The organism is Flavobacterium hercynium, from assembly GCF_002217285.1.
Classification (GTDB): Bacteria; Bacteroidota; Bacteroidia; order Flavobacteriales; family Flavobacteriaceae; genus Flavobacterium; species Flavobacterium hercynium.
On sequence record NZ_MUGW01000009.1, the window covers coordinates 89104 to 116057 of the forward strand.

The 26954-nt window shown below is 32.8% G+C and carries 28 protein-coding genes; 3 read left to right on the forward strand and 25 right to left on the reverse strand.

What is annotated here, in order from left to right:
- Window positions 1–149: 149 nt before the first annotated feature.
- The 21 genes from B0A66_RS04995 to B0A66_RS05095 all read right to left on the reverse strand — a co-directional run bounded on the left by B0A66_RS04995 (window position 150) and on the right by B0A66_RS05095 (window position 20603).
- The gene (locus tag B0A66_RS04995) at window positions 150–1349 is read right to left on the reverse strand and encodes an ABC transporter permease (RefSeq protein WP_089048759.1); all 1200 of its coding nucleotides are present in this window, start codon (window positions 1347–1349) and stop codon (window positions 150–152) included.
- Between the two features lies 1 nt (window position 1350).
- Window positions 1351–1743, reverse strand: a complete 393-nt coding sequence (rbfA, locus tag B0A66_RS05000; RefSeq protein ID WP_089048760.1) for a 30S ribosome-binding factor RbfA — start codon at window positions 1741–1743, stop codon at window positions 1351–1353.
- Between the two features lie 111 nt (window positions 1744–1854).
- Window positions 1855–3108 carry a murein hydrolase activator EnvC family protein gene (locus B0A66_RS05005; protein ID WP_089048761.1) on the reverse strand — a complete coding sequence of 418 codons (1254 nt, stop codon included), beginning with the start codon at window positions 3106–3108 and terminating at the stop codon, window positions 1855–1857.
- A 23-nt stretch (window positions 3109–3131) separates the two neighbouring features.
- Window positions 3132–3908, reverse strand: a complete 777-nt coding sequence (locus B0A66_RS05010; RefSeq protein WP_089048762.1) for a DUF4292 domain-containing protein — start codon at window positions 3906–3908, stop codon at window positions 3132–3134.
- Between the two features lie 14 nt (window positions 3909–3922).
- Entirely contained in the window at window positions 3923–5272 is a 1350-nt protein-coding gene (locus tag B0A66_RS05015) for a tetratricopeptide repeat protein (protein WP_089048763.1), read from the reverse strand.
- A gap of 49 nt (window positions 5273–5321) precedes the next feature.
- Window positions 5322–6338 (reverse strand): sugar phosphate nucleotidyltransferase, encoded by a 1017-nt coding sequence (locus tag B0A66_RS05020; protein WP_089048764.1) that lies wholly within the window; start codon window positions 6336–6338, stop codon window positions 5322–5324.
- Between the two features lie 81 nt (window positions 6339–6419).
- Window positions 6420–6854: a dUTP diphosphatase gene (dut, locus tag B0A66_RS05025; RefSeq protein WP_089048765.1), complete on the reverse strand. Its 435-nt coding sequence runs from the start codon at window positions 6852–6854 to the stop codon at window positions 6420–6422.
- 46 nt (window positions 6855–6900) lie between these two features.
- Window positions 6901–8361, reverse strand: coding sequence for a lipopolysaccharide biosynthesis protein (locus B0A66_RS05030; protein ID WP_089048766.1), 1461 nt, complete (start codon window positions 8359–8361; stop codon window positions 6901–6903).
- Between the two features lie 94 nt (window positions 8362–8455).
- On the reverse strand, window positions 8456–8902 hold the full coding sequence (locus B0A66_RS05035; protein WP_089048767.1) for a GNAT family N-acetyltransferase: 447 nt from the start codon (window positions 8900–8902) through the stop codon (window positions 8456–8458).
- A 492-nt stretch (window positions 8903–9394) separates the two neighbouring features.
- On the reverse strand, window positions 9395–10255 hold the full coding sequence (atpG, locus tag B0A66_RS05040; RefSeq protein ID WP_089048768.1) for an ATP synthase F1 subunit gamma: 861 nt from the start codon (window positions 10253–10255) through the stop codon (window positions 9395–9397).
- 90 nt (window positions 10256–10345) lie between these two features.
- Window positions 10346–11923 (reverse strand): F0F1 ATP synthase subunit alpha, encoded by a 1578-nt coding sequence (gene atpA, locus B0A66_RS05045; protein WP_053472983.1) that lies wholly within the window; start codon window positions 11921–11923, stop codon window positions 10346–10348.
- Window positions 11924–11961: 38 nt separating this feature from the next.
- Complete coding sequence (atpH, locus tag B0A66_RS05050; RefSeq protein WP_089048769.1) at window positions 11962–12495, reverse strand: ATP synthase F1 subunit delta; 534 nt, start codon at window positions 12493–12495, stop codon at window positions 11962–11964.
- Window positions 12496–12499: 4 nt separating this feature from the next.
- Window positions 12500–13000 (reverse strand): F0F1 ATP synthase subunit B, encoded by a 501-nt coding sequence (locus B0A66_RS05055; protein WP_089048770.1) that lies wholly within the window; start codon window positions 12998–13000, stop codon window positions 12500–12502.
- 88 nt (window positions 13001–13088) lie between these two features.
- Complete coding sequence (gene atpE, locus B0A66_RS05060) at window positions 13089–13286, reverse strand: ATP synthase F0 subunit C (RefSeq protein ID WP_008465835.1); 198 nt, start codon at window positions 13284–13286, stop codon at window positions 13089–13091.
- Between the two features lie 33 nt (window positions 13287–13319).
- Window positions 13320–14498 (reverse strand): F0F1 ATP synthase subunit A, encoded by a 1179-nt coding sequence (gene atpB / locus B0A66_RS05065; protein ID WP_089048771.1) that lies wholly within the window; start codon window positions 14496–14498, stop codon window positions 13320–13322.
- A gap of 119 nt (window positions 14499–14617) precedes the next feature.
- Entirely contained in the window at window positions 14618–15010 is a 393-nt protein-coding gene (locus B0A66_RS05070) for a hypothetical protein (RefSeq protein ID WP_089048772.1), read from the reverse strand.
- A 55-nt stretch (window positions 15011–15065) separates the two neighbouring features.
- Window positions 15066–15293: an AtpZ/AtpI family protein gene (locus B0A66_RS05075; RefSeq protein WP_089048773.1), complete on the reverse strand. Its 228-nt coding sequence runs from the start codon at window positions 15291–15293 to the stop codon at window positions 15066–15068.
- Window positions 15259–15678: a bactofilin family protein gene (locus B0A66_RS05080; protein ID WP_089048774.1), complete on the reverse strand. Its 420-nt coding sequence runs from the start codon at window positions 15676–15678 to the stop codon at window positions 15259–15261. The genes B0A66_RS05075 and B0A66_RS05080 overlap by 35 nt, the downstream gene beginning before the upstream one ends.
- A gap of 4 nt (window positions 15679–15682) precedes the next feature.
- Window positions 15683–18304 carry a type IX secretion system periplasmic lipoprotein PorW/SprE gene (gene porW / locus B0A66_RS05085; RefSeq protein WP_089048775.1) on the reverse strand — a complete coding sequence of 874 codons (2622 nt, stop codon included), beginning with the start codon at window positions 18302–18304 and terminating at the stop codon, window positions 15683–15685.
- A gap of 89 nt (window positions 18305–18393) precedes the next feature.
- Complete coding sequence (locus B0A66_RS05090; protein WP_089048776.1) at window positions 18394–19089, reverse strand: ABC transporter ATP-binding protein; 696 nt, start codon at window positions 19087–19089, stop codon at window positions 18394–18396.
- Window positions 19090–19145: 56 nt separating this feature from the next.
- Window positions 19146–20603, reverse strand: a complete 1458-nt coding sequence (locus tag B0A66_RS05095) for a DUF5687 family protein (protein WP_089048777.1) — start codon at window positions 20601–20603, stop codon at window positions 19146–19148.
- Window positions 20604–20728: 125 nt separating this feature from the next.
- Between B0A66_RS05095 and B0A66_RS05100 the strand changes: the two genes are divergently transcribed.
- The gene (locus B0A66_RS05100) at window positions 20729–21781 is read left to right on the forward strand and encodes a ferredoxin--NADP reductase (RefSeq protein ID WP_089048778.1); all 1053 of its coding nucleotides are present in this window, start codon (window positions 20729–20731) and stop codon (window positions 21779–21781) included.
- Window positions 21782–21866: 85 nt separating this feature from the next.
- Here B0A66_RS05100 and B0A66_RS05105 read toward each other — a convergent pair whose 3' ends face one another.
- Window positions 21867–22874, reverse strand: coding sequence for a glycosyltransferase family 9 protein (locus B0A66_RS05105; protein ID WP_089048779.1), 1008 nt, complete (start codon window positions 22872–22874; stop codon window positions 21867–21869).
- 39 nt (window positions 22875–22913) lie between these two features.
- Window positions 22914–23519 carry a DUF4254 domain-containing protein gene (locus tag B0A66_RS05110; protein ID WP_089048780.1) on the reverse strand — a complete coding sequence of 202 codons (606 nt, stop codon included), beginning with the start codon at window positions 23517–23519 and terminating at the stop codon, window positions 22914–22916.
- A gap of 113 nt (window positions 23520–23632) precedes the next feature.
- Between B0A66_RS05110 and upp the strand changes: the two genes are divergently transcribed.
- Window positions 23633–24286 carry a uracil phosphoribosyltransferase gene (gene upp / locus B0A66_RS05115; protein WP_089048781.1) on the forward strand — a complete coding sequence of 218 codons (654 nt, stop codon included), beginning with the start codon at window positions 23633–23635 and terminating at the stop codon, window positions 24284–24286.
- Here upp and B0A66_RS05120 read toward each other — a convergent pair.
- Window positions 24281–25210 carry a DUF6427 family protein gene (locus B0A66_RS05120; protein ID WP_089048782.1) on the reverse strand — a complete coding sequence of 310 codons (930 nt, stop codon included), beginning with the start codon at window positions 25208–25210 and terminating at the stop codon, window positions 24281–24283. The genes upp and B0A66_RS05120 overlap by 6 nt on opposite strands.
- Before the next feature lie 138 nt (window positions 25211–25348).
- Between B0A66_RS05120 and B0A66_RS05125 the strand changes: the two genes are divergently transcribed.
- Window positions 25349–25579 carry a DUF6341 family protein gene (locus B0A66_RS05125; RefSeq protein WP_089048783.1) on the forward strand — a complete coding sequence of 77 codons (231 nt, stop codon included), beginning with the start codon at window positions 25349–25351 and terminating at the stop codon, window positions 25577–25579.
- Here the strand turns inward: B0A66_RS05125 and purD are convergent.
- Window positions 25571–26845 carry a phosphoribosylamine--glycine ligase gene (purD, locus tag B0A66_RS05130; protein ID WP_089048784.1) on the reverse strand — a complete coding sequence of 425 codons (1275 nt, stop codon included), beginning with the start codon at window positions 26843–26845 and terminating at the stop codon, window positions 25571–25573. The two genes, B0A66_RS05125 and purD, sit on opposite strands and share 9 nt — an antisense overlap.
- Window positions 26846–26954 lie beyond the last annotated feature (109 nt).

The following is a 26954-nucleotide window of genomic DNA, read 5'->3' on the forward strand; positions in this document are numbered from 1 at the left end:
TTGGTTCAGTCTCGATAGTCTGAACTTTAATAAAAAAACGGAAGTATCCTAATTGATGTAGATGATAAAATTAGGATTAGGCAGAAACAATCATAAGCTGTAGCATTTTATGACGATAAATATAAGTAATATTTTTTGGGAAGAAATAATTAATCCAGTAATTTTTTACTTACTCTGCTGCTGGCAATTAATGAAGCTACAAATCCAAGAATTACAATTGTGGTCATTACGATCAGCACATTTTCTACCGTAAAAACAACAGGATAGGCCAAGGTTGGTGTAATCATAATCAATTCATATTGTTGCTGTAAAAGTACGAGTATGATACCTAACACCAATCCGATCAAACCTCCAAAAAAACTTAGTAAAGTTCCCTGAAGCAAAAATATTTTACGAAGACTGCTAATTTCTGTTCCAAGATTGAAAAGTGTTTTAAGATTTCCTTTTTTATCTAATATCATCATGATAAGCGCGCCAACTAAATTAAAAAGTGCTACTATAATAACCAGCGTAAAAATTAAGTATACTGCTATATTCTCTGTATTTAGCATTTTATACAAAGACTCATTTAATTGTGCTCTGTTTTTTACTGTAATTTTATTTTGAAAAATAGCGTTAAGTTTAGCTATGATTGCACTTTCATTTGCGTTTGGTTTTAGCTTTAATTCAATTCCGGAAATTTGATTGGGTTTATACAATAACAATTCCTGCGCTAAAGCTAAATCGGCAAATACATATTTTGAATCTAAATCTTCACTTATAGAATAGATTCCAACAGGTAAAACATCGGTTTTATTAAATGCTTCTTCAGGATTTTCAAAAGCACCTTTTCCAGGTTTAGGAGCGAAGATCTGCAATGGGTTTTCGAAATCTAAAATTCCCATAGAAAAGTCTCTGGCAATTCCGTATCCCATAACCACCTGATACGTATCGGGTTTAAGCCATTGCCCGTTGAACAGTTTTTTCTGAATGTCATTCACAACAACATAATTGCTGTCTACTCCTTTTAAATTGGTAACCTGCTGTTTGTCTTTAAACAAAAACAAAACACGTTCTTCAATAATTTTAGTGTAGGAAGCAACACCTTCAATCTTTTTTATTTGATTTTGCTGCTCAGGCGAAATCAAAAATGATTTTCCTAAAGTAGCAGTAACTTTTAAGTCCGGATCGATTTCGTTTGTAAACGAAAGACTAAACACTTTTAGACCGCTAAAAACGGATAAAACCACAAACAAAGCCATTGTACCAACGATGATTCCCATGCTGGCAATGCGATTAATAATATTGATAGCATTGTTTTTACTTTTGCTAAAAATATAACGTTTGGCTATGTAAAGGGGGAAATTCAATTTATGATTTTCTTCTTTTTTCTAAAAGATCACGGTTTTCAATTGGGTTCTCTCTGTTTGATAAAGCATTATCAATTTTTTCGATATAATCTAAAGAGTCATCGATAAAGAACACTAAGTTAGGTACACGACGCAATTGCAAACGCACACGTTGTGATAAATCATGTTTAATCAAAGTACTGTTTGATTTTATACCGTCTAAGGTTTCTTGTGCTTTGTCCTGAGGAAAAATACTTAAATACACTGTTGCTACAGATAAATCTGAAGTCACACTAACTTTGGATACTGAAATTACCAAATTACTAATTCCGTTTTTTCTCACTTCACCTTGCAAAATATCAACCAAATCTTTTTGGATGACACCGCCTATTTTTTTCTGTCTATTTGTTTCCATGGTGCAAAAATACTATTTTTAAATTTCAATAGTAACAATTTCAATTGAACAATTACAATTAGTACTAAAAAATAGAAGCATAAAAAAGGGAGCTATTACGCTCCCTTTGTTTTATTTGTTTTGTAACCATCCTTCCGGATTGTTGTTTGATGTATTTTGAAGAATCAAAAACTTAATTACTGTTTTTCCGGTATCACCGCTCGTTCTTACTTTTCCGATGCTTTGTTTAATGTTTACTTTATCTCCTTTGTTTACAAATACCTGACTTAAGTTTTGATATACTGTAAAATAATCCCCATGCTGAATCATAACTGCTCTGTTGATTGGAGACAAAACCATAATACTTGAAACCTCACCTTCAAAAACTGCTCTTGCATTGGCACCTGATTCTGTCGTGATCTCAACTCCTGAGTTATGAACAGTCAACGACGGATATAGCGGGTGTGGCTGATCTCCATATTCTAATGAAATAAATCCTTTTTCAACCGGCCAAGGCAATTTACCACGATTGGCTTTAAAGTCTGCTGCCAGAATTTTACCTTCCGGAGTCAAAGCAATTTTAGACGAAGAAACTGGAGCAGTAGAAGCTGTTGATCCCGGGTTTTCTTTTGCTTTTTCAAGAGCTGCTTTTCTATTAGCCTCTGCAATTGCTTCACGAATTAAACGATCAATTTGTTTGTCTATTCGTTTTGATTCCTGCTGTTTGCTTCTTGTATCAGCAATAATTTTGTTCTTGTCTTTTTTAAGAGAGTTTACAAGTTTTTGCTGTTCTTTCTTTTCTACTTCTAAGGTTACACGCTCTTTTTCGTTTTCAGCAATAATTTTTTTCTTAACCTTTCGCTGTCCATCCAGTTTGTTATTAAAATCAAGTAATTCTGCCGACTTAGACTGAATTTCTAAACCTTGATTTTTTCTAAAAGTAGTATATTGTTTTAGATATTGTGCTCTCTTATAGGCTTGTAAAAAACTCTCAGAAGATAAAATAAACATGGCACGACTTTGCTCTGAACGGCTTTTGTATGATTTTAAAATCATTTTAGCATAATCATCTTTTAAGATCGTCAATTCCTTTTTTAGTTTATTTACCTTAACCTGGTTAATATACATGTCATTGCTCAAAAGCTTATCCTGTCTTTCTGTAGTATGAATTAGCTTTTCTTTCAGCTTGATTTTATTAGCCTGAATCATATAAACGTTTACAGCAGACTTTTCCTGTTTCTTAACAGACTGCAACATTTTTTCGTTATCTCTAATTTCCTGTTGAATCTGAGCTTTACGTTGTTCCAATTTTTCTTGCTGCGAATCTTGCGCCCACATAAAGGTAGAGGCACAGATAAAAAATAGGCTAAGGAGAAATTTAGGCATGTGTATGTTTTCTTTTTACAAATTTAATTAATTATAATTTTTTTATACCCACTTGGAATACTATATGGAAAAGAAAGTTCCTCGTTGAATGAAATTGTATTGTAATTTAAATTAATATCTGTCTTTCCATTCGGCTGTATCGCATTGATTTCTATTGCTGTTGGAATTATTCCCTGATCAAAAACTTTACTGTTTGAATATTTTATTTCTAACAATCTATTTTCAGACGGTTGTGCAATTTGTTCTTTTTGTACCAAATATTTCTCCGGATCCAAAAAGAATGTTTTCTTTAAGTTTGCTTCTGTCGTATCTTCTAAACTAAAAAGATTATCTACAATTGTCTGTGTATATTTTCCATTACGCAAATCATCTAAAGCTTCTCCCAACAACAAATTCTGAACTTTTGCATAGTTTAATTCTGTTCCTAACCACTTACTTAAACTGGTGAAATCGCCTTCGTAATACGTACTGTTTATTTTTTCGTAATAACTTACTGAATTTTGAGTAATTAAAGCTTTCGCCATTGTTATCCCAAGAAAACGAACACTTACCAGGATTTGTTTGTCTTTCTCGATTCTAATTTCAGCCGTAACATTGTTGCTTTGTTTTTCATCAGCGTATTTTGCACTTGCTTTTATGTAAGCTGTAGAAAAGTTTAGTTTATTCTCGTAATGCTTTTCGATTACTTTATTGTCTTTCTTTGCTTCAACAGTTGTTGTATTATTTTGTACTGCAACAGCTTTCGATTTACAGGAAATCATAAAAACTGAAACAATCGCTATCGCTATATATTTTTTCATCTAATTTTAGTCTTTTACTTTTTTTTCTTCACTAACGCATTTGCCTTCAAAAAGTATTCCTCTTTTTTCGCAGCATTCCCTAAACCATTATAAGCTTCTCCTAATTGTATGTTAAACTTGGCTTCCAAATCTATATCATCAACCACATAATCAAGTCCCATTTCTAAAACCGTTTTAGCATTTTTAAATTGCTTTAACTGATTGCTGCCCAAACCTGCATAATAATAAAACTGTGGCTGACTTGGATAAACTTCAATCATTGCCATCGCTCTTTCTGTCAAAGGCTGAAATTGATTGGACTGAGTGTAAGCTTCAAGCAATAACAAATTGGTTTCGCGATCGGTATCTGAATTTGATTTTAAATCTTTTTCATAATACTTTATCGCATTTTCAAACTGATTTTTACTGTGGTAAAATTTCCCAATTTCCTTTGCAACAGCTACATTCTGATCGTTATCAAAATACCCAATTGCTTTTTCTAATTCCGGAGCATACTGCGGATTTTTATTCACATAAATTAAAAATTCATTTAGGGTACGATGTTTTATTTTAGCATCCATTTTTGGACTTGCTAAAATTATATGCATCGATTTAATGGCTTTATCAGCTTTATTCTCATCAAGATATACCTTAAATAAACTTACGTGCGCCCATTCTGAATTTGGAATTTCCTTTGCCAATTGCTTTGCTACATCTAATGCCTTTTCTGTATCGTCAGCTTTAGAGTATAAAAAAATCAAGCTGATGTAATTCGATTCCTCTTTCGGATTTTTTTTGATCTTATCAATTAAACTGGTGATCTCACTGTTTTTATATTTTCCCTGCGATACAATTTGTTGTCGGTAATGTTCGCGTTCCTGCGATTTACCAAACTTTTCATTCATTTCATTAATTGTCAGAAGTGCTTTGTCCTGCTGATTGGTTATCATATATAATGATATCAAATCATCTTTGTACTCTTCATCAAACGGAATAATTTTCTGAATGATTTCTATCGCCAAAGGATAATTTTTGGTTTCATAACTAACATCATAAATGCCAAGCCAGTACCATTTGTTTTTAGGATCTAATTGCGTTGCTTTTTCAAAAGAATCCTGTGCATTTCTATATTGCTTTGATGCTAAATAATTTTTACCTAATTCAAAGTAAGCGACCGCATCATTGGGTTTTAGTTTAATGCATTTTTCCAGTGCAACTATAGCCTTGTCATAATTTTCAATTCCTTTTTGTTTTAATGATTCATAAAAAGAGTCTTCATATTCATCTGTTGCCATAGCAATATCTTCCGGTGCCGTTTGCGCTGTAACCAAAGTTACATTGCCCAGCATGGTGATAAATAAAAATAGCAAAACTCCTTTTTTCATCCTTTTATAATTTCATTTTTTAAACAAAAAGCAATTTTATAATTACAGCTTATTCTAAAACAGAATAATCTCCAATACTAATATTGGTAAACTTTCCGTCGTATACAACATGGTTTCCAATCATTGCATTGTCTAAGTTAGCGTTTTTTATTTGAGAATAAGTCTGAACTAAACTGTTTTTTATAACACTATCTGTTACATGACATCCTTTTCCTAAAGAAACATTTGGTCCTACTGTTGTGTTTTTCAACACTACATTTTCTCCAATATAACAAGGTGGAATAATCGTTGCATTTTCTAATGTAACATTGTAGTCTACTAAATGTTCACCGTCGTTATGCAAAAATCCAAGCATTCTTGAATTGGTTTCAACCGTTACATCTTTGTTTCCGCAATCCATCCATTCATCAACACTTCCGGTTTTAAAAATTTTTCCGTTAGCCATCATTGCTTTGATTCCGTCGTTGATTTGGTATTCTCCACCGTTTTGAATATTGTTATCCAAAACTCCCTGAAGTTCCTTTTTTAAATCTCCAACTTCTTTAAAGTAATAAATTCCGATTACAGCCTCATCGCTTACAAACTCTTTTGGTTTTTCTACCAATTCGATAATTTCATTATTCGAATTCAATTTTACAACACCAAATGCTTCTGGGTGTTCTACTTGTTTTACCCAAATTACCGCATCAGCAGTAGGATCTAATTCAAAATCAGCTCTGATTAATGTATCTGCATACGCAATTACAGCTGGTCCTGACAAAGATTCTTTTGCACACATAATCGCGTGACCTGTACCTAATGGTAAATCCTGACGGTAAATAGCTGCTTTAGCTCCCAGACTTTGTGCCAGTTCTTCTAAACTTGCTACAAGATCATCACCAAAAAAAGCAGGATCTCCTAAAATAAAAGCAACCTCTTCAATAGGTTGTTTTAATATTTTAGCGATATCTTCTACTAAACGGTGTACTATTGTTTTTCCTGCAACTGGAATTAATGGTTTTGGAATGGTTAAAGTATGTGGTCTTAATCGAGAACCTCGACCTGCCATTGGAACGATTATTTTCATGTTTCTGTCTATTGAAAGATTAAAGAATTAAAAAGAGGGTAGGTTATCTTTTAATCCTTAAATCTCTAAATTATTAAATTTTTATTTTACTCCTGTACTGCCAAATCCGCCTTCGCCTCGTGATGTTTCTGAAAGTTCTTCAACTTCAATCCACTCAGCTCTTTCGTGTTTTGCAATAATTAATTGTGCAATTCTTTCTCCGTTTTCAATTACGAATTCTTCGTTTGATAAGTTTACTAAAATTACACCTATTTCTCCTCTGTAGTCTGCGTCTACTGTTCCCGGAGAATTTAAAACTGTTACTCCTTTTTTAGCTGCTAAACCACTTCTTGGTCTAACCTGTGCTTCATACCCGATTGGTAATTCAATAAAAAGACCTGTTTTTACAATGGTTCTTTCTAAAGGTTTAAGCGTAATTGATGCTGTTAAATTGGCACGTAAATCCATTCCTGCCGAAGCAATTGTTTCGTAGTTGGGTAAAGCGTGCTGTGATTTATTGATTATTTGTATTTTCATTTCTATTTTAAAAGATCAAAAAGTAAAACTGAATTAAAACTCAAGACTACTTTTTATTCATAATTCCTTTGATTGTTTGTTTTTCATTATGGTACACAAAATACATAAAGACTAATAATAACGGAATTCCAACAAAATAATTTTCTCTGAATCCATAAAAAGAAACAGCAGAAAATACAATTGAGATTCCTAAATAGGCTCCAATTTTGTTCATATCGTATGGTATCGGATAATATTTGTTTCCTAAAACATACGATATTAACATCATGCTTCCATAAGCTGATATTGTTGCAATGGCAGAACCGTAGTAACTGTATTTTGGAATTAATAGATAGTTTAAAACCAATGTTACAATAGCTCCAACAATTGAAATGTAAGCTCCAATTTTTGTTTTATCGGTCAATTTATACCAAACCGATAAGTTGTTATAAATTCCTAAAAAGAAGTTTGCCAAAATAATTAGCGGAACTACTTTCATTGCTTCCCAATAGGATTTGTTATCGAGCAAAAGAAATTTTAAAACATCGGCGAAAACAATTACACCTAACAAAATTAGCGATCCTAATATCACGAAATATTTAGTAATTACTGCATACGTTTGTGGTGCATTTGCATTTTTAGCATGGCTAAAGAAAAAAGGTTCTATACCTAATCTAAATGCGGTGGCAAATAAAACCATAAACAATCCCAGTTTGTAGCAGGCAGAATATGCACCAACCTCAGACTTTGCAAGATTTTCAGGCAATAAATAACCTAATAGAATTTTATCAAAATGCTCGTTTACTGCAAATGCAAGTCCTGCAACTAAAATTGGCAGACCGTATTTCATCATTTTTTTCCAAAGTACAGGATCGAACTTTTTACCTAAGAACAGATAATTTGGAGAAAGTACAATAAACGTAGCTAAACTTGCCAATAGATTTGCAATGAAAATGTAGGCGATTTGAAAATTCTCGATATACAAGCTATCCCAAATAGAATCTACATTTGAAGCGGCAAGTTTTGGTAAGTATATCAAAAAGAATAAATTAAGCAGCAAATTAATTACGACATTTCCAATTTTTATTGCGGCATATACCATTGGTCGCTGGTTTGCTCTAAGTTTAGAAAATGGTACTAATACCAAAGCATCTAAAACTAAAATCCAAATAGAATAGGTAATATATTGCGTATCAACTTCGGCTAAACTTGCCAGTGTGTTTCTAAAAATTAAAGCTACAAACAGGAATATTATTGATGACCAGAATATAGATATTGTAGATGTAGCAATTACATTCTTTTTGTCTTCCTCAGCACTGTAGAATCTAAAAAAGGCTGTTTCCATTCCGTATGAAAGCACAACATTAAAGAAAACCATCCACGACAAAACAATGGAAACTTCTCCATATTCTGCAGTTGGTAAAATACCGGTATATAAACGCACCAGTAAAAAACTCAGCATTCGTGGTAAAACAGTTGCCAGTCCGTAAATAGCGGTTTGTTTGAATAGATTTTTATATAATCCCAAAATAAATTTGTAAAAAAGTTTCTTTAACAAAAATAACCATTTCTTTCGTTAATTATTGCTTTTGTTGAATCAATAAAAAAACTTAGGTTAATTTTTATATTGTTAATTTTTTCTCATCAATAATTTTGACGAAGTGAAATCCCTTCGGCCCGTACCCTTGATTATAGTAAAAACGATGTGCTGCAAAATTCGCTGTAAAAGCATCTAGTACAATACTGCTGCATCCCAGATCAATAGCTTTTTGTTCTATATAATCTGTTAGCAATTTTCCAATTCCTTTGGAGCGAAAATTGGGATTAACCACAAAATTATCAATCTCTAAATATTTACCTGTCCATAATTTGGTAGCAGACCAACATCCGGTTATCCCCAGACAAACTTCATTTTCAAAAACACCAATCTGACTATAATTGTGCGGAACCATTTCAGAAAGATAACTTCTGTACTTTTCTTCTGAAAGATTGGGATACAGAAATCGCATTGTATCAATTTGTTCCACCATTTCTTCGATTGTGGTAAGGTCTTTTAGCTGTAGTTTCATTGTAGTAAATAATAGAATTCAAAAATACTTAATTTTTTTTACAGTCTATAATTATAACCTTCAATACATTGCACATGTGAAATATATAAATTCATATCAAAAATTATGTAACATTTCTTTAACAGTATCTCCGTAAATTTGTAAAACAGGGATTGAGAAAAGCTAGTATACAACCCTTATAAAAAAGAAAGCAATGGGACTGATAAAGCTTGTTTGTTCCCACAAAAGACAAAGCACAAGGGATTGATTCTGCTGTACTGTAACCCTACAAAAACAGAGCATTGGGACTAATAAAGCTAGTTTGTTCCCATGAAAGACAAAGCATTGCAACTTTTTAAGGTTGTTCTATAAATTTATAAAATGGTATTGATTCCCGATTTTTGACTAAATCGGGAATCACCATTTTATAACTTTTTTTGATTTAAACTGAAAAATAAAAGCATAAAAAAAGGACCAACAATGTTGGTCCTTTTTTTGTATATCTTAAATAAATTACCCGTTCAAAGCTTCTGCTCCACCAACGATCTCAAGGATTTCATTAGTAATTGCAGCCTGACGTGCTTTATTGTAAGTTAATTTCAATTGATTTCTTAATTCAGTTGCATTGTCAGTTGCTTTATGCATTGCTGTCATACGTGCTCCGTGTTCTGAAGCAAATGAATCACGAATACCTTTGTATAATTGTGTTTTTAATGATTTTGGAATCAAAGTCAACACAATTTCTTCTTTTGAAGGTTCGAAAATATAATCTCCACCAGAAACCGGTATATCAGATTTAATTGGAGCTAAAGGTAAAAACTGCTCAGTCTGAACAATTTGTGTAGCTGCGTTTTTAAACTGATTGTAGATTAATTCGATTCTGTCGTATTCTCCAGATAAAAATTTCTCCGTTAAGTTATCAGCAATTCCAGCAACGTTATCAAAAGTTAAATGATCGAAAATTGCGTTATGATGACCATGAACTTTAAAAGATTTACATAGTACGTCATTTCCTTTTTTACCAATAGGAAAAACATCAACTTGTTTTCCTGCATAAAAAGCAGAACGATTTTTAACTTCCTTAATAATATTGGTATTAAATGCTCCACATAAACCTCTGTTTGAAGTTATAGCAACAAGTAATACTTTCTTTACTTCACGTTGTGTTGTGTAATTTCCTCCAACTTCACCATCAAGTGTAGCAGAAAGGTTTTGCAACAACTCTGTTAATTTTTCGGCATAAGGGCGCATTGCAGTGATTGCATCTTGTGCTTTCTTAAGCTTTGCTGCAGAAACCATTTTCATAGCCGATGTAATTTGCATCGTCGATGAAACGGAAGTAATTCTATTACGGATTTCCTTTAAATTTGCCATCTATTAATTAGAAAATGTGACAATTTGAAAATTAGATAATTAGAAATATGATAAAACATTTTCTAATTATCTAATTTACTAATTATCTAATTAGTTATATTTTGCTGAAATTTCTTTTGCTGCTTTTTCGATAACATCAGTAATGTTGTCATCTAATTTACCAGCTTTCAAAGCGTTAAGCGTATCTTTATGTTTACTGTTTAAGTAAGCTAAGAAATCTGCTTCAAACTCTTTTACTTTATTTACAGGAACGTTTCTTAATAAGTTTTTAGAACCAGCGTAAATAATAGCAACTTGATTTTCTACAGTATAAGGATCATTTAAACCTTGTTTCAAGATTTCAACGTTTCTTTTACCTTTTTCAATTACGTTTAAAGTAACTGAATCTAAGTCAGAACCAAATTTAGCGAAAGCTTCTAATTCACGGAATTGAGCCTGATCTAATTTTAAAGTTCCTGAAACTTTTTTCATTGATTTAATCTGAGCATTACCTCCAACACGAGATACAGAGATACCTACGTTAATTGCAGGACGAACTCCAGAGTTGAACAAATCTCCATCAAGGAAAATCTGACCATCTGTAATCGAGATTACGTTTGTTGGGATATATGCAGATACGTCACCAGCCTGAGTTTCGATAATTGGTAAAGCAGTTAATGAACCACCGCCTTTTACGATAGACTTGATAGAATCTGGTAAATCGTTCATGTTTTTAGCAATTCCATCATCAGCAATTACTTTACATGCACGCTCTAATAAACGAGAGTGTAAGTAGAAAACGTCTCCAGGATATGCTTCACGTCCCGGTGGTCTTCTTAATAAAAGAGATACCTCACGGTAAGCAACTGCTTGTTTAGATAAATCATCATAAACAATAAGAGCCGGACGACCTGAATCTCTGAAATATTCTCCAATTGCAGCACCTGCGAAAGGAGCGTAAACTTGCATTGGAGCTGGGTCAGAAGCATTAGCTGCAACAATAACTGTATAAGCCATTGCACCTTTTTCTTCTAACATTTTAGCAATACCTGCTACAGTTGAAGCTTTTTGCCCAATTGCAACATATATACAGAATACAGGTTTTCCTGCATCGTAAAATTCTTTTTGGTTTAAGATTGTATCGATACAAACAGTTGATTTACCTGTTTGACGGTCACCAATTACAAGCTCACGTTGTCCACGACCAACCGGGATCATAGCATCTACTGCTTTTACTCCTGTTTGTAATGGCTCCGTTACTGGCTGACGGAAGATAACACCAGGTGCTTTTCTTTCTAAAGGCATTTCGTATAAGTCTCCACCAATTGGTCCTTTTCCATCAATTGGAAAACCAAGTGTGTTCACTACACGTCCTACCATTTGCTCACCTACTTTAAGAGAAGCAATACGTTGAGTTCTTTTTGCTGTTGATCCTTCTTTGATTCCAGTTGATGGTCCTAAAAGTACCACACCAACATTGTCTTCTTCAAGGTTCAATACAATAGCTTCAAGTCCGTTATCAAATTCAACTAACTCACCATATTGTACATTCGATAGCCCGTAAATACGAGCAATACCGTCTCCAACTTGAAGTACTGTTCCTACTTCTTCTAGCGTAGCACCAGATTCAAAACCTTCTACTTGCTTTCTTAATATTGCTGAAATTTCAGCAGGTTTGATTTCCGCCATCTTAATTTATAATTTAGACACTTTTATGTGTAATAAAACTAATTACTTAACTCTCTTTTTAATACCTGCAATCTGTTTGAAACAGATGCATTGTATTGTTGATCACCTATTCTTAAAATAAATCCTCCAATAATTGATGGATCTACGATATTTTCTATTGTTACTTTTTTATCTGATAATGTAGCAACTTTAGCTAAAACTTTAGCTTCTAATGCTGCATCCATTGCAATTGCTGTTGTAACTTTTGCTACTTCAACTCCATTGCTCTCATCAAATAATTTTTTATATTCTAAAGCGATAGCTTCCAGAATTTCAAATCTTTTATTCTCAAACAATAAATGAAACAAACCTTTGGTTACGCCATTTACATCTGCAAAAACTTCTAAAAGAGCACTTTCTTTAACTTCAACTTTTGTTGTTGGGTTTTGAATAAAGGTACTCAATTCCTGACTTGTTTCAATTGCCGTAGCAATTGACTTCATATCGTTATTAACTGCTTCGGCAACACCTTTAGAGTTTGCTAAGTCCAGAATTGCTTTTGCATAACGAATTGCTGCTCTTGTACTTGCCATAATATTAGTTTAGCTTTACGTCACCTAACATTTTCTCCACTAATTTAGTTTGAGATTCTTTGTTAGATAATTCTTCTTTCAACAATTTTTCAGCAATGCTTAATGATAAAGTTGAAACTTGTAATTTCAATTCAGCCATAGCTGCATTTTTTTCACTTTCGATAGCCGCTTTTGCCTGCTCGATCATTTTTTGACCTTGCTCTTGTGCTTCGTTTTTAGAATCAGCAATCATTTTCTCTTTCATTTCGCGAGCTTCTTTTAACATCGCGTCACGTTCTGCACGAGCTTCATTCAAAATTCTTTGATTATCCGCTTGTAAATTTTGCATTTCTTTTTTTGCATTTTCTGCAGAAAGCAATGCATCTTTAATACCTTCTTCTCTTGCTGTAATAGATTCCATAATTGGTTTCCAGGCAAATTTTACTAAAAGCAAAATTAAAACCAACAAGATGAAAGCTTGCCAAAAGAATAAACCGAATGAAAAATCGTTAATTAACTTATCCATTTTATAACTATATTAAATATTTAATTTCTTTTTAAAAGGTAACAACACCTTTAACCAACCGTTAAAGATGTTGTTATTTTCTTCTTTATTATTTTCCTAAGATTAAAGCAGCAAATGCTAAACCTTCTAATAAAGCCGCGATAATAATCATCGCAGTTTGAATTTTACCAGCAGCTTCTGGTTGACGAGCAATAGCGTCCATAGCAGATCCACCGATTTTACCTAAACCTAAACCTGCACCGATTACTACTAAACCTGCACCTACTAAAGTTGGAATTGTTCCCATAAGTATTTATATATATAAAATTAAACTTCTAAATTAAATAATTGCTGTTTCATCTTCATGGTGGTGTGCATGATCGTGATCCTGAACTGCCATACCAATAAATAATGATGATAACATTGTAAAAATGAAAGCCTGTAAAAACGCAACTAAAACTTCAATAACAGAGATAAACAATGTCAATCCCATAGAGATTGGCAAATCTGCTGCTAAATTTTTACCTACGAAAATCATAGCGATCAAACTCATAATTACTACGTGACCTGCAGTAATGTTTGCATACAAACGAATTAATAATGCAAATGGTTTTGTCAATGTTCCTAAAACCTCAATTGGAGCTAAAATAATTTTCATTGGAACAGGAACTCCCGGCATCCAGAAAATGTGTCCCCAATAATCTTTGTTCGCACTAAATTGAGTAATGATAAAAGTAAATGCTGCTAAACAAACTGTTATTGCAATATTTCCTGTTACGTTAATTCCTAGTGGAGTCATACCTAATAAGTTTAACAACCACACAAAGAAAAATACAGTTAAAAGGTAACCCATGTATTTTCTATATTTTTTCTCTCCAATATTTGGAACAGCGATTTCGTCTCTGATAAAAATAATTAGTGGCTCTAATACGCGTCCAAATCCTGTTGGGATTGGTCCTTTTTTATATGATTTTGCTAATCCAGTAAACATTATAAATAATAGTACTGCAACAAAAAGCATTGACACTACATTTTTTGTAATAGAAAAATCTAATGGTTTTTCGTTTTTAGGATGTCCGTGCTCATCAAAAGAAATGATACCGGCAGCATCATCTGTTTTGTAAATTTTACCGTGAACTAATTTGTAGAAGTTTCCGTCAACTTCTGCAACTGCTTCACCATGGTGTAATTTTGAAGAAGAAAAAATCTTCAAACCACCATCGATTAATATAACCGGTAATGGAAAACCATAGTGTTTATTTTCTTTATCATCTGAAAAGAAAATAAAATCATGAGAATCCTGTAAGTGATGATCAATAAAAGCGTCCACTTTTGCTTTTGGATCTTGTGCTACATGCTCTTCTTCTGCGTGCTTATCATGTGACGCTACTTGTACTTCATGAGCTGCCTCATTGTGTACATGCGTAGTGTCATTCTCTGAGTTTGCAAAACTCATTATTGGTAGAGAAGCTACTAAAGCGGCAAGAATAAATTTAAGAGGTTTGTTTGAAATGACCATATCTGTTAAAAATCTTATTTTTTTACGTTTCTAAAATTTGGTGCAAAGGTACATTTTTTATTAATATTCAAAAGGATATGAAAAATTATTTTTAAACGTTGTTTTACAGAATCGATAATTTAACGCTTTTCATTTAATAATCGGATAGTTAAAAGCGTCTGAAATAACAAAAACAAAATAAATGTTACAAAAAAACTCATTTTTTCAATCATGACTTCTTCAGATTTAATATCCAAAATTGGTCTCAAAATGAGGTATCCAAGTAACATTTGTGTAAAAGTTCCAAATAAGAAAGCCATTCCCACAACTTCAAAATTCTTCTTTTTTACTATTAATAATATAAGGTATAATGATGCGGATAATCCGAAAAAAATTAAATACAAAAATTCTATACTGTAATAAAAGTTCTGAACATTAATATTCGAAACTAAAAAAGCTACTTTATGTATAACACAGGCTGCTAAAGCAAAAATGAATAATCGTAAAAAGGGTTTGTAATTTTGTAAAAACATTTGAAATAATTTTATGCAAAGATGCAACATTTATTTAAAGCTGTTTTAAGATCGCTTACTTTGTTTTGTTGATGTCGCTAACCTGTCTAATTACATTATACAAAGCGAGTCCAACACCAATCATTACAAAAATGGTATTATAATATACTTTGGGACTTGGATGATTTTCATCTAGCCATGTCCCAAAATAAGAAAACAGAAAAATAATTACTCCCATCTGAACAGGAATATTAATCAGAGCAATCCATTTATTCCTCTGATTCTGCTTTGGCTCCTTTTCCATTTTTTACTATTACTTCTTTTACTTCTTTATCATTTGCTAACATCGTACAAGTAGCTGTAAAATCGGCTCCAGGTTCAATAGATAATTTACCAACAGCAACTTCTCCGTGAATTTGTGCCGTAGCTTTTATATTAAGTATTTCTAAAACTTTTATTTTTCCCTGAAATACTCCTTCGATATCTGCGTTATTACAAATTATTTCGCCTTTTACTTTTCCTGTAACTCCAATAACCAATTTTCCTTGGGATGTAAAATTTCCTACTAACTCACCGTCTAGTCGAAAATCAGCTTTAGAAACGATATCACCAATAATTGATGTGCCGTCTTCGATTCTATTTGTTTTTCCTAAAAGTTCTGTGCCGTTTTTTTTTCCTTTGTCAAACATGATATTATGGGTTTTTGGGTGCTATATAAGTCTCAATATTTTTCTTCATTTGAATAACTTGATAGTTTTCACTCGAAATAATAATTGCCGGATGTGTTATCTTGTATTTTTTGTCATCTTTCAAAACACCGGCAACATCATGAGCATACGCCTCAGATTGCATACCATGAATAACTACAAAGTTTTCTGTTTTATTATACCTGTCTATAGAAGTTTTAAGTCTCATGAAATTTTCTAATGATAAAAATCTCTTGATCGCGTCTTCAATATATTGCGCCGTTTTAGTATCCTCACGAGGCAGTTTATACAGTACTTTCCAATTTTTAACATCAACGGCTGTGAAATCAATTTTCTCTAATGCCGGAATTTGTTTCTCTAAAATTTCACGTGCATTTTTTCCTTCATCACTATTTGGATAATTATCAGCAACTGATTCCATCGCTTTTTTGTAAGCTGCCAATCCATTTACTTTTCCTAAAGTATTGGCTTTTAGCAACTCATATTTAGATACAATTTCATCACCTGTATATTGGTTTATTACACTGTCGATACTATCGAGCACTACGTCATATTGTTCTTCCTGAAAAAGTTTATACCACCTTTGGTATTCTTTTTCGGCGGCTTCCAAATCTTCTTTATTCGTATTATTTAGAATATAAGCATATCGCGAATTTGGATATGTCTTCGTAATATTTGCCTTTATTTGCTCTGCTTTTGATGGATTTGTAATTTGATAAATCTTATACAAATTGTACATCGCCGGCAAAATAAATTTTTCTTCTGGATTATTTTGTAACAGCTGTTCTAATTTACCGCTTGCCAAATCATACTCCTTGAATTTTTCTTTGTAAATAAGTCCTAATTGATAATAGGCAAAATTGCGTTCTTTGCCAATACTATCCATCGCAACCTGAGTAGTTGGAAGTTGTTTTTCGTAAAACTCGGTTGTATATTGTTCAAGTACAACTTCTTCTTTTATAGCACTTAATGAATCTTGTATTCTGCTAATAGAATCATTTAACGCGGAATTATTTCCACCTTTTGATGCTCCTAATCTCCAATTGGTTCCTATCGTTCTGTTGCCCCAATTTTTTTTGAATTGTAGTTTTCCGTAAGCAACCGTTGTTGGATTATAAAAATAGAATATGCTTCCTACTGCATTTCCTGGTTTACCTCCTGGCGGAACAATACCATCAGGATCAGAGGATGGTTTTCCTAAAGAGTTTGGATTTACAGCGGTTGGCTCTGAACCGGAATTTGTATTTCGCTCTATGTTGGCTAACCTTTCTCTTTCTTTCTCTTCTTTAATGCGTTTTGCCTCATCTATCTTTTTTAGCTCGGCTATATATTTTTCGAAATAAGTTTTTCTTTCGGGTTCGGGCAAACCTTTTACCATAATGATACTATCATTGCGAGTTGCAATGGCTTCGTATTTGATAACATCGTCAAGATTTTTTCTGTTTTTCTCAATAAACGCGTACTCTCTTGTTTTAGGATTTAATTTAACCAGCGTACTATCATAGTACTTAGCCGCCATCGAATATTTCTTATCTTTAAAAAACATGTCTCCAATATTTCGATACGTCGACGCAACTAAATACGAATCTTGTGATTTTCTTGCCAGTGATTTATTGTAGAATTTTAATGCTTCTTCGTGTTGTTCTTTTTTATCATAAAAAATTCCCATTTCAAAAAGTAAAACATCGTAGTAAGGTCTGTTCTCGCGATCTTTAATTAATTTATTATAGGTCTTTAAAAATATCGTGTCATTGCCATTTTCGTAATCATACATTTGCGCTTTGTTGGCATACGCATGCATCATGTACTTTCTATCAGCACGTCTGTTCATGTCTATAACGCCATCATAATAATATGTTGCGCTGTCTTTTTGCCCTGCTTCCTGATACATTTGTCCAAGTATAAAACGGTATCGGGCTTTTTCTTCATTTATTCTCGAAAATTCTTCGGCTACTTTTAGTTTCGCGACAGCACTATCTCTTTCTTCAATATTTAAGAAAGCTTCTGCCAGCAAAGCATTGGCATCAGAGAAAGTTTGTTTGCTTACATCTGTATTTTTCAATAACAGTTTCATATTTTTTATCGCAATAGCATCATTTCCTAAGCGCATATTGGTTTTTTCGCGCCAGATTTTTGCTGTATAAATATTACTGCTGTTAGGATATTTATATAAAATATAATTGAATGCTTCGAGAGCCGGAATAAAACGCTGATCGTAATATCTTGCTTTTCCCAGCATTAAGTAAGCTTCATCTATTTGGGAGTTTACCTCTCTTCCTCCAATATTCATGGAGTGTTTTTGAATTGCTTTTATCGCTTTTGTTTCTGCTTTTTCAAAATCAGGATTTTTGGCTTTCTTTTCATCATTGAAATTCTCGTCGATCTGAATTTTTTCTATCGGCAGCAATGCCCAGAAATTGTCGTGATTATCAGCGTGAATGGATTGTAATCCTTTATCTAACCCAATACCACCATTATACAAAATGTTGTATTTTGTACTTAATGCATGAGAGTTTCTTGCTAGAAAAGTATTCCTTTTGGTAGAACAAGCTATCAAAAAAAACAGAAACACCAAGGTAAAACTATATTTTAGAGTATTCTTTTTCAATAGAAAAGAGTTTAAACCTTTTAACTTCTAAAAAGGATTTTTAGTATAATGACTTGTAAAAATACGCTTCTTTTTGATACTACATAAAATTATAAGGCAAAAAACGATTCGAGCTCCTGCAAAGTTTCTTCTGAGGTTTGAATATCGCGCACAATCTGACCTCTACTTAAGACTACGATCCTATCACAAACCTCGACAGTATGCTGTAAATCATGGCTTGAAACTAAAACTGTACAGTTTGGGTTTTCTGCTAATTCTTTTATTATTTTTTTTAATCGGTTAACAGTTGTGGGATCCAAATTCGCAAACGGTTCATCGAGAATAACAACTTCCGGATTTCCAATAAGCGTTGCTATAATTCCAACTTTTTTCTGATTTCCTTTAGATAAATCACGCAGGTATTTTTTGTTATTCAGGATTTCTCCATCAAAAAACTCAGCGTACTGCATTAAAAAAACATCAATGTCTGCTTTGTTTTGGTGACGTAAATCTCCAACAAAATAAAAATATTCCTCAGGAGTTAAATATCCGATCAGGAAGCTTTCATCTAAAAAAGAACCTGTAAACGATTTCCAGTTTTCATTTGTATTTATCTGAATTGCATTGCTTGTAATATGCCCTGTTGAGGGTTGAATTAAATCGAGCAATAAACTAAAAAAAGTCGTTTTTCCTGCTCCATTATTTCCTACTAATCCAAAACTTTGTCCTTTTGGAATTTCTAAATAATCAATATTTAAAACGGTTGTCTGGTTGTATTTTTTTGAAATCTGATGTACTTGTATCATTGTAATTGTAGATTTTAGATTGGTGATTCTAGATTCAATTAGCAAAAATTATCTAATTAATTCTTTTGTTTATAAGCACTTATCGTACTGTATTTTTCGCTTTTGTATTTTTTTTCAATGATGGAAAAAACTTTGTTTCTAAAAATAAAACCCAAAACTCCTGCTCCTCCAACTAATGACAAAGCCAGTGTTTTATCTCCTAAATAAAATCCTCCGGCATACAATGCTACAGGTAAAGCAACTTTTGGTATTGCCAGTAACATCGCATTTATATTGAATGCTTTTTTGTCGCCAAAAGCACCTCCGGCTGAATTTAAATCAATTGGTGTTTTGGTAAAGGCACCACCTAAAAGCACTAAATGAGAGTTTACACCTATATTGTAGATCGCACCAATAACAATGATCAGATATGTTTCCCATCCGAAAAAAAGATAGAAAGAAGCCAATAGTGTGGAGATAAATGTAACAATAACAATGAGCCACCATTTTGACATAATGTAACCGCGATACGGTATATTTTGGGTCATCATCAATTGATAATATGAACTGTCCCAGCTTGGTACGAATTGTCCAAAGACAAATAAAAATCCGCCTGAAACAAATATTCCCGCAAGAATATTTACATATAAATGAAAGGGATTACCAAAAAAAAGAAAGCCGTAAAACAAAAACACAACACTCATTATGATAGTCATTTTTGACCTCTTGTTTCTTTTAATTAATTTGATGTCATTTTTTAGAAAAGTTCCCAAACTTCCAAACTGATTCAGCCAGCTAAGATTTTCAGTAGTAGCAACATCTGCCTTTTGAGAAAGTCCGGTGTCTAGAAATAAATTCTTTCTAAAGTATTTAAAAGTAAAACCATACAAAAGTAAGAGCAACAAAACAGGAACTAAAAACAAACCTTTTAGCTCATAAAAATTTTGAAAAACCGGTGCTGTAAAACTGGTGATATCAAATAAATTGTAATACTGTGCTGCACCTAAACCTACAATTAGAGCAATAAAAAAAATAAAGAATTTATCGATATTACTCAAAATAATATTCAAAAAATTATTGATGTAGACCAAGGAAAAAATAGCCAAATGCCAAAAAATTACACCCGTTACATTGTATCCTTCCGACACTAAAACAATAGAAAACGGAATGAAAAAGAGTGCATGTATAATATTAAAAAAACTCAACGATGTCTTCCCTAAAGCATAATGTACGATTGTATTTTTCTTAAACGGCAGAACCAAAAGTGGCTTTATATTCAACACAGGAATTGCCTGAAGCAGTAATCGAACTATGAGATCAAATAGTAGATAGTAAATCAAAAATTTATTGATAATACTTAACGGCTCAAGATTCATCTTTTTGAGAATATAAAATACGCCGATTCCCATACCGATAAAAATCATCGAGAAATAGAGCATCAGCAAACCTATTATAATCTTCATTACCAAATTTGCGCCAAATGAAGCCGATCGTAAAAAGGCTTTATTTTCAAGATAAATAAATTTTTTAATCATTATGATGGTTTTGATTTAGCAGTAAGAGATCAAATGTAAGAAAACGTTACAAAAAAAGTTAAAAATAATTATTTAGTGCCTCACAATTACTTGCTCTTTGCTACTTTTGCATAAAATATTAAATCATGCCTTCATTCTTAAAATTAATAATTAAAGAGGTAAAACGTGAAACTGCTGATGCGGTTTCTGTGCTTTTTAATGTTCCTAATGAACTAAAATCAGATTATAAGTTTATTGCTGGACAATATATAAATTTAAAATTAACCCTTGACAATCAAGAGATTCGGCGTGCTTACTCTATTTGTTCTTCTCCTGAAAGTGATGAATTACGAATTGCAGTTAAAGCAGTGAAAAATGGTTTGTTTTCTCAATTTGCCAATACCAAATTAAAAGCCGGTGATGTTCTTGAAGTAGGTCAGCCGGAAGGAAAATTTACCTTTGAACCAGATGCTGAAAGACAAAGAAACTACGCTGCTTTTGTTGCCGGAAGTGGAATTACACCTGTACTTTCTATCCTGAAATCTGTTTTAAAAAGCGAGCCTAAAAGTACCTTTGTTTTAGTTTACGGAAACAAAACAACTGACGAAACCATTTTTCATCAGGAATTGCATGACCTGCAATTACAATATGTTGGACGTTTATTTGTACATTATGTATACAGTCAGGCTAAAGCTGAAAATGCTTTGTTTGGCAGAATAGACAAATCTGCGGTAAATTTTGTGTTGAACAATAAACACAAAGAATTAGCATTTGATAAATTCTATTTGTGCGGACCGGAAGAAATGATCAATACGGTTTCTGAAATTCTGAAAGAAAAAAATGTAAAAGAATCAGCTATTAAGTTTGAACTTTTTACTTCTTCATCTCAGGAAAATGAAATCAAAACTTCTTTAGAAGGACATACAAAAATTACTGTTTTAGTTGATGACGATGAAGTTTCTTTTGAAATGTCTCAAAAACAAACTATCCTTGATGCGGCTTTAAAACAAGGAATCGATGCTCCTTATTCTTGCCAAGGCGGAATTTGCAGCAGCTGTTTAGCGCGTGTAACTTCCGGAAGTGCAGAAATGGTAAAAAATTCTATTTTGACTGATAAAGAAATTGCTGCCGGTTTAATTTTAACTTGTCAGGCTCACCCAACTTCAGAATCTATTTATATAGATTTTGATGATGTGTAGTTTTTAGTACATAGCGTTTATTATAAAAAAAGAGTTTGCAATGCAAACTCTTTTTTTATTGTCCCAAACTAAAGCAATTTACTTGTTATAATTCCGAATTAATTCTATTGACGATTGTTTCCGGAGCAATGCTTCTCATTGCATCTTCATAACCTTCAACTATTTTATTTCCGTATACGGATGTTGGCAATTTTGGGTATTGATTTCGATCAGCAACCAAAGCATTTTCCAATGTTTGATTAAAAGGTAAAAATCCTGCATACGGATGCGTGGCTCCCCAAAGGGTTATTACTTTTACGCCTAACATCGCCGCAATATGTGCATTTCCGGAATCCATAGAAAGCATAACATCAAGATTACTAATCAATTGTAACTCTTGTTGGAATTTTATTTTTCCAGCCATGTTAATTACATTTTCAAATGGTTCAGCAAAAGAATTCAGAATTTCAATTTCTTTTTTTCCACCTCCAAAAAGCACTATTTTATATGCTTTGTTCGCTGCTAGTTTTGCAATAACTTTCTGCATTAAATCCTGCGGATAAACTTTAGAATTGTATTGTGCAAAAGGAGCAATTCCGATTAGTCTCTGATTTTGGCTTCCTATTATTTCTAAAATATCGGCACTCAAAACTGCTTTTTCAGGAAAAACCGGATTTGATAAATCCAAAGGAAAACCAAGCTCTTCAAACACTTTCGCATGTCTTTCGAACATCGTTGGTAATTGTCTGAAGATTTTATTTTCTTCGCGGGTCAGTTCTTTTTTACCTTCACGACCTTTATCTACAGTAGCTCTTTTTTTTCCGCTTAAAGCGAAAAGTAAACTTACTACCTTCGATCTTAAAACATTATGAAGGTCTGCAAAGGCATCAACTTTTAATTTTTGAACGTCACGAAATAATCTCACAAGTCCAAAAAAACCTTTGTGACGTTCTTTTTCATCAAAAGCAAAAAAGGAAAGATTTGGAATTCCGTCAAAAAATGGTTTGAAAAAGGGACGTGAAATTACGGTGATTTTTACCTCCGGATACTGTTTTACAAAAGCACGTAAAACAGGAACCGTCATGGCGACATCTCCCATTGCGGAAAGTCTCATGACGGCTATATGCTTAATTGTATTGGAAAATTTTGCCAACTATTTTTTATTTTGATACAACACAGGATTCAATTCGTCGTCATTGTACATTTTCATTTGTTTGTACACTTTCATGAATTTATCTCCATTTTCGATATCAGTAAGCAAATCATCAATTGCTGTTGATAAATCGGTTCTTTGCTCTAAAAGTATGTTTAATTTTTCCTGACATTTATCTCTGTGTTCTTGCGAAGCTTCTGCACGAGTAGCTTCTTCATGCATGTGATAAATTTTTAATGCCAGAATAGACAATCTGTCAAAAGCCCAGGCTGGACTTTCTGAATTAATTTTTGCATCATCTTTTACTTTTACATCATTGTATTTTTGCAAAAAGTAACTGTCGATGTATTCTACCATATCAGTACGTTCCTGATTGGATGCATCGATTCTTCTTTTTAGTGTTAATGCCGCTACAGGATCAATTTGTGGATCACGAATAATATCTTCAAAATGCCACTGTACCGTGTCAATCCAATTTTTCAAATATAATAAGTGTTCGAATTTATCTTTAGGATGCGGATTATTTATAGGCTGATCAACATTATCAAACTGGTGATAATCTTTGATACTTTGTTCAAATACGGAATATGCTAATTTTGAAAACATGTATTTAATTTTTTTAGAGTAACAAAGATACTTTTTATACTTTTATGGTACGAAAAAATGACTTGTTTTTTCGTTATTCACAAAATTACAATTAATAATTTTAAAATTTCATTATGAAAATTCATTATATCTCTGAAAATAATAGCGTACTTAATCACTTTCTTGGTCAAATCAGAAACGTCAATGTTCAGAACGACAGTATGCGGTTTAGGAGAAATATTGAGCGAATTGGTGAAATTATGGCGTATGAACTTAGCAAGGAATTGTCATATAAAAATGTCGAAATTCAAACCCCGCTTGGTTTTAAAAAAACAACCGAAATTGAGAACGATTTGGTTTTATGTTCCATCCTAAGAGCCGGATTACCGCTTCATAATGGTTTCCTGAATTATTTTGATCATGCTGAAAACAGTTTTGTTTCGGCATGCAGGCATCATCCAAATAACGATGATTATTTCGAAATTTTAGTTGAATATCAAGCACTTTCCAATATCAATAATAAAACGGTTTTACTTCTTGATCCGATGTTGGCAACAGGACAATCTATTGTAGCTGTTCATGAAAAGCTAATTCAGAATGCTACTCCAAATGAAATTCATATTGTGGTTGTTATTGCTGCTCCTGAAGGAATTGCCTATCTGGAAGAAAACCTTCCGGACAATTGTCACCTTTGGGTTGCTTCGCTTGACGAGAAATTAAACGAGAAAAACTACATTGTTCCCGGACTTGGTGATGCCGGTGATCTTGCTTATGGTAGCAAATTATAGCTGCGAGAAAAAAGTAAATAAACTACACAAAATCAGTGCGTAGAATACAATTTCATTATTTAGTTTTTGATGAACGTATTCTATGTGACTGGCTGCCATTATCGACAAAGGCACAATACTAAACAGTAACAAATCGTTGCTTTTGTCTGGTGAAAAAAGGTATACTGCAATCGCTATAAAAAAACAGGCTACTACTTTTTTGTATGAAGAATGTACAATTTGTGGTCTGTTCGAAAGCGTTGTTAACATCGAAAACACAAAGAATAAAACAACCGCAGCATAAATCGAAAGGGCTCCATTTTCGTAATTATTTTTAAAATAATCGATTCTAAAATCTACTACGGCACGTTGCTTAAAAAATTGAATTATGTCAATATGAAAAATCAGAGACACCAGTAAAAAGAGTATTGACACTGCTATAAATGCTAGAAATGGCAAAACCCAGTTTCTATAATCGTTTGAAGCGTGAAATATAATGGATATAAATACCAAAATCATAAACAATACACTCCAAAATTGAAATAAAGCAGCTACTAAAATCCAAAAAGAAGCATCAAATATTTTTTCTTTTGAATTTTTTAAAGATTGTAGCGAAATTAATCTTCGCAACGCCAGCAAAAGAAAAAAGTTGGCATAAATGACATTGAGATTATTGAATATTGTGGGGAAAAATAAAATAAACAACAAGTAGAAGAAAATCGCGTAACCGTTGTCTTTACTGAGTCCGTTCTTTTTTACGATGAAGTTTACCAGAAAAAAAGAGGCAAAAGTAACACATAACAAACTTACTTTTTGAAACACAAAAAAGCTTGAACCCAACCAGGCTGGTTCCTGAATTTGAGACAGAAAAAAGAAAACCAGTATCAAAATTACGACCAGTGAATAATTTAATGGTGTAGATTTTTTAAAAACACTTGTTATCATAAGGATATTTTATACTTTTGTGATTGTAAATATAATACTTGTTTAAAAGGAAAATCAACAAGTTGAAAAAAGATTCTACTTATTGAATTTTCTCTTCAATGCGTTACCAAACAATAATAACATATAATTTTATAAATTATGACAGCTTTTTTTGAAGGAATACAATACTTATTCGTTAACATTTTATTTGCTCCACTTGACTTTTTACGTCGCCTTGAACTTATTACCTGGTTTGGTGCAAATACAATTAACTGGATTTTTATGATCATCTGTTCATGCGCAATCGTTTATTGGATTAAACAATTACGCATTTTTGATGAAGCAGGAACAGAAAACCAAGATACTACAGCTCACTCTTTCTTAAAGTAAGTCGAAGCCAATATCTTTTCTAAAATACATCTTATCAAAATTTAGTTTATCTATATTTTGGTAAGATTTTTTTATGGCCTGTTGAAAATCGTCTCCATACGATGTTATTGTCAATACACGTCCTCCATTACTAACGACATTTTCGTTATCTAATTTTGTTCCGGCATGAAAAACAATCGAATCTGTGATATTTTCTAATCCTGTTATTACTTTTCCTTTTTCAAATTCTTCAGGATATCCGCCCGAAACCACCATAATTGTAGTAGCACTTCTTGGATCAACCTCTAATGTAAATTCATCTAATTTTTGATTGGCAACTGATAAAAACAATTCTACCAAATCAGATTTTAATCTCGGTACCACAACTTCTGTTTCAGGATCTCCCATTCTCACGTTGTATTCAATAACGATTGGCTCATTTTTTACATTGATCAAACCAATAAATACAAATCCTTTATATTCGATTCCATCTTTCTGAAAACCTTCGATTGTTGGTTTTACTATACGCGTTTCAATTTTTTCCATTAAAACAGCATCTACATAAGGAACTGGAGAAACTGCTCCCATTCCACCTGTGTTTAAACCTGTATCGCCTTCTCCAATACGTTTGTAATCTTTTGCTGTTGGAAGGATTTTATAGCTTTTTCCATCTGTTAGTACAAAACAGCTTAATTCTATTCCGTCCAGAAATTCTTCGATAACTACTTTAGAACTTGCCGCTCCAAATTTTTCATGAACCAGCATGTTTCTCAATTCTGTTTTAGCTTCTTCTAAATCCTGAATAATCAGAACTCCTTTTCCAGCTGCTAATCCATCTGCTTTTAAAACATAAGGAGGCTGTAACGTTTCTAAAAAAGCACATCCTTTCTCCACTGTTTCAGCAGTAAAACTGTCATAAGCAGCAGTTGGAATGTTATGTTTCATTAAGAATTCTTTTGCGAATTCCTTACTTCCTTCTAATTGAGCTCCTAATTTTGAGGGTCCGATAACCGGAATATCTTTTAAACTTTCGTCGTTTTTAAAATAATCGTAAATCCCTTTTACCAAAGGATCTTCTGGTCCTACCACGACCATCTTTACATTTTCCTGCAATACAAATGTTTTGATTGCCTCAAAATCGGTTGGAGCCATTGCAACGTTTGTAGCAATTGCAGCTGTTCCTGCATTTCCAGGTGCAACAAAAAGTTTTTCGCAAAGCGGACTCTGAATCATCTTCCACGCAAAAGCATGCTCTCTTCCGCCTGATCCCAATAGTAAAATTGTCATGGTATAGTTGTATTTAGTTGTGGTGCAAAAATAGTGGGTTTTAACCTTAAATAATAATTTTTTTTACTTACTTTCGACGTTAGTAAAGCGAAACGTATGATAATTTCAT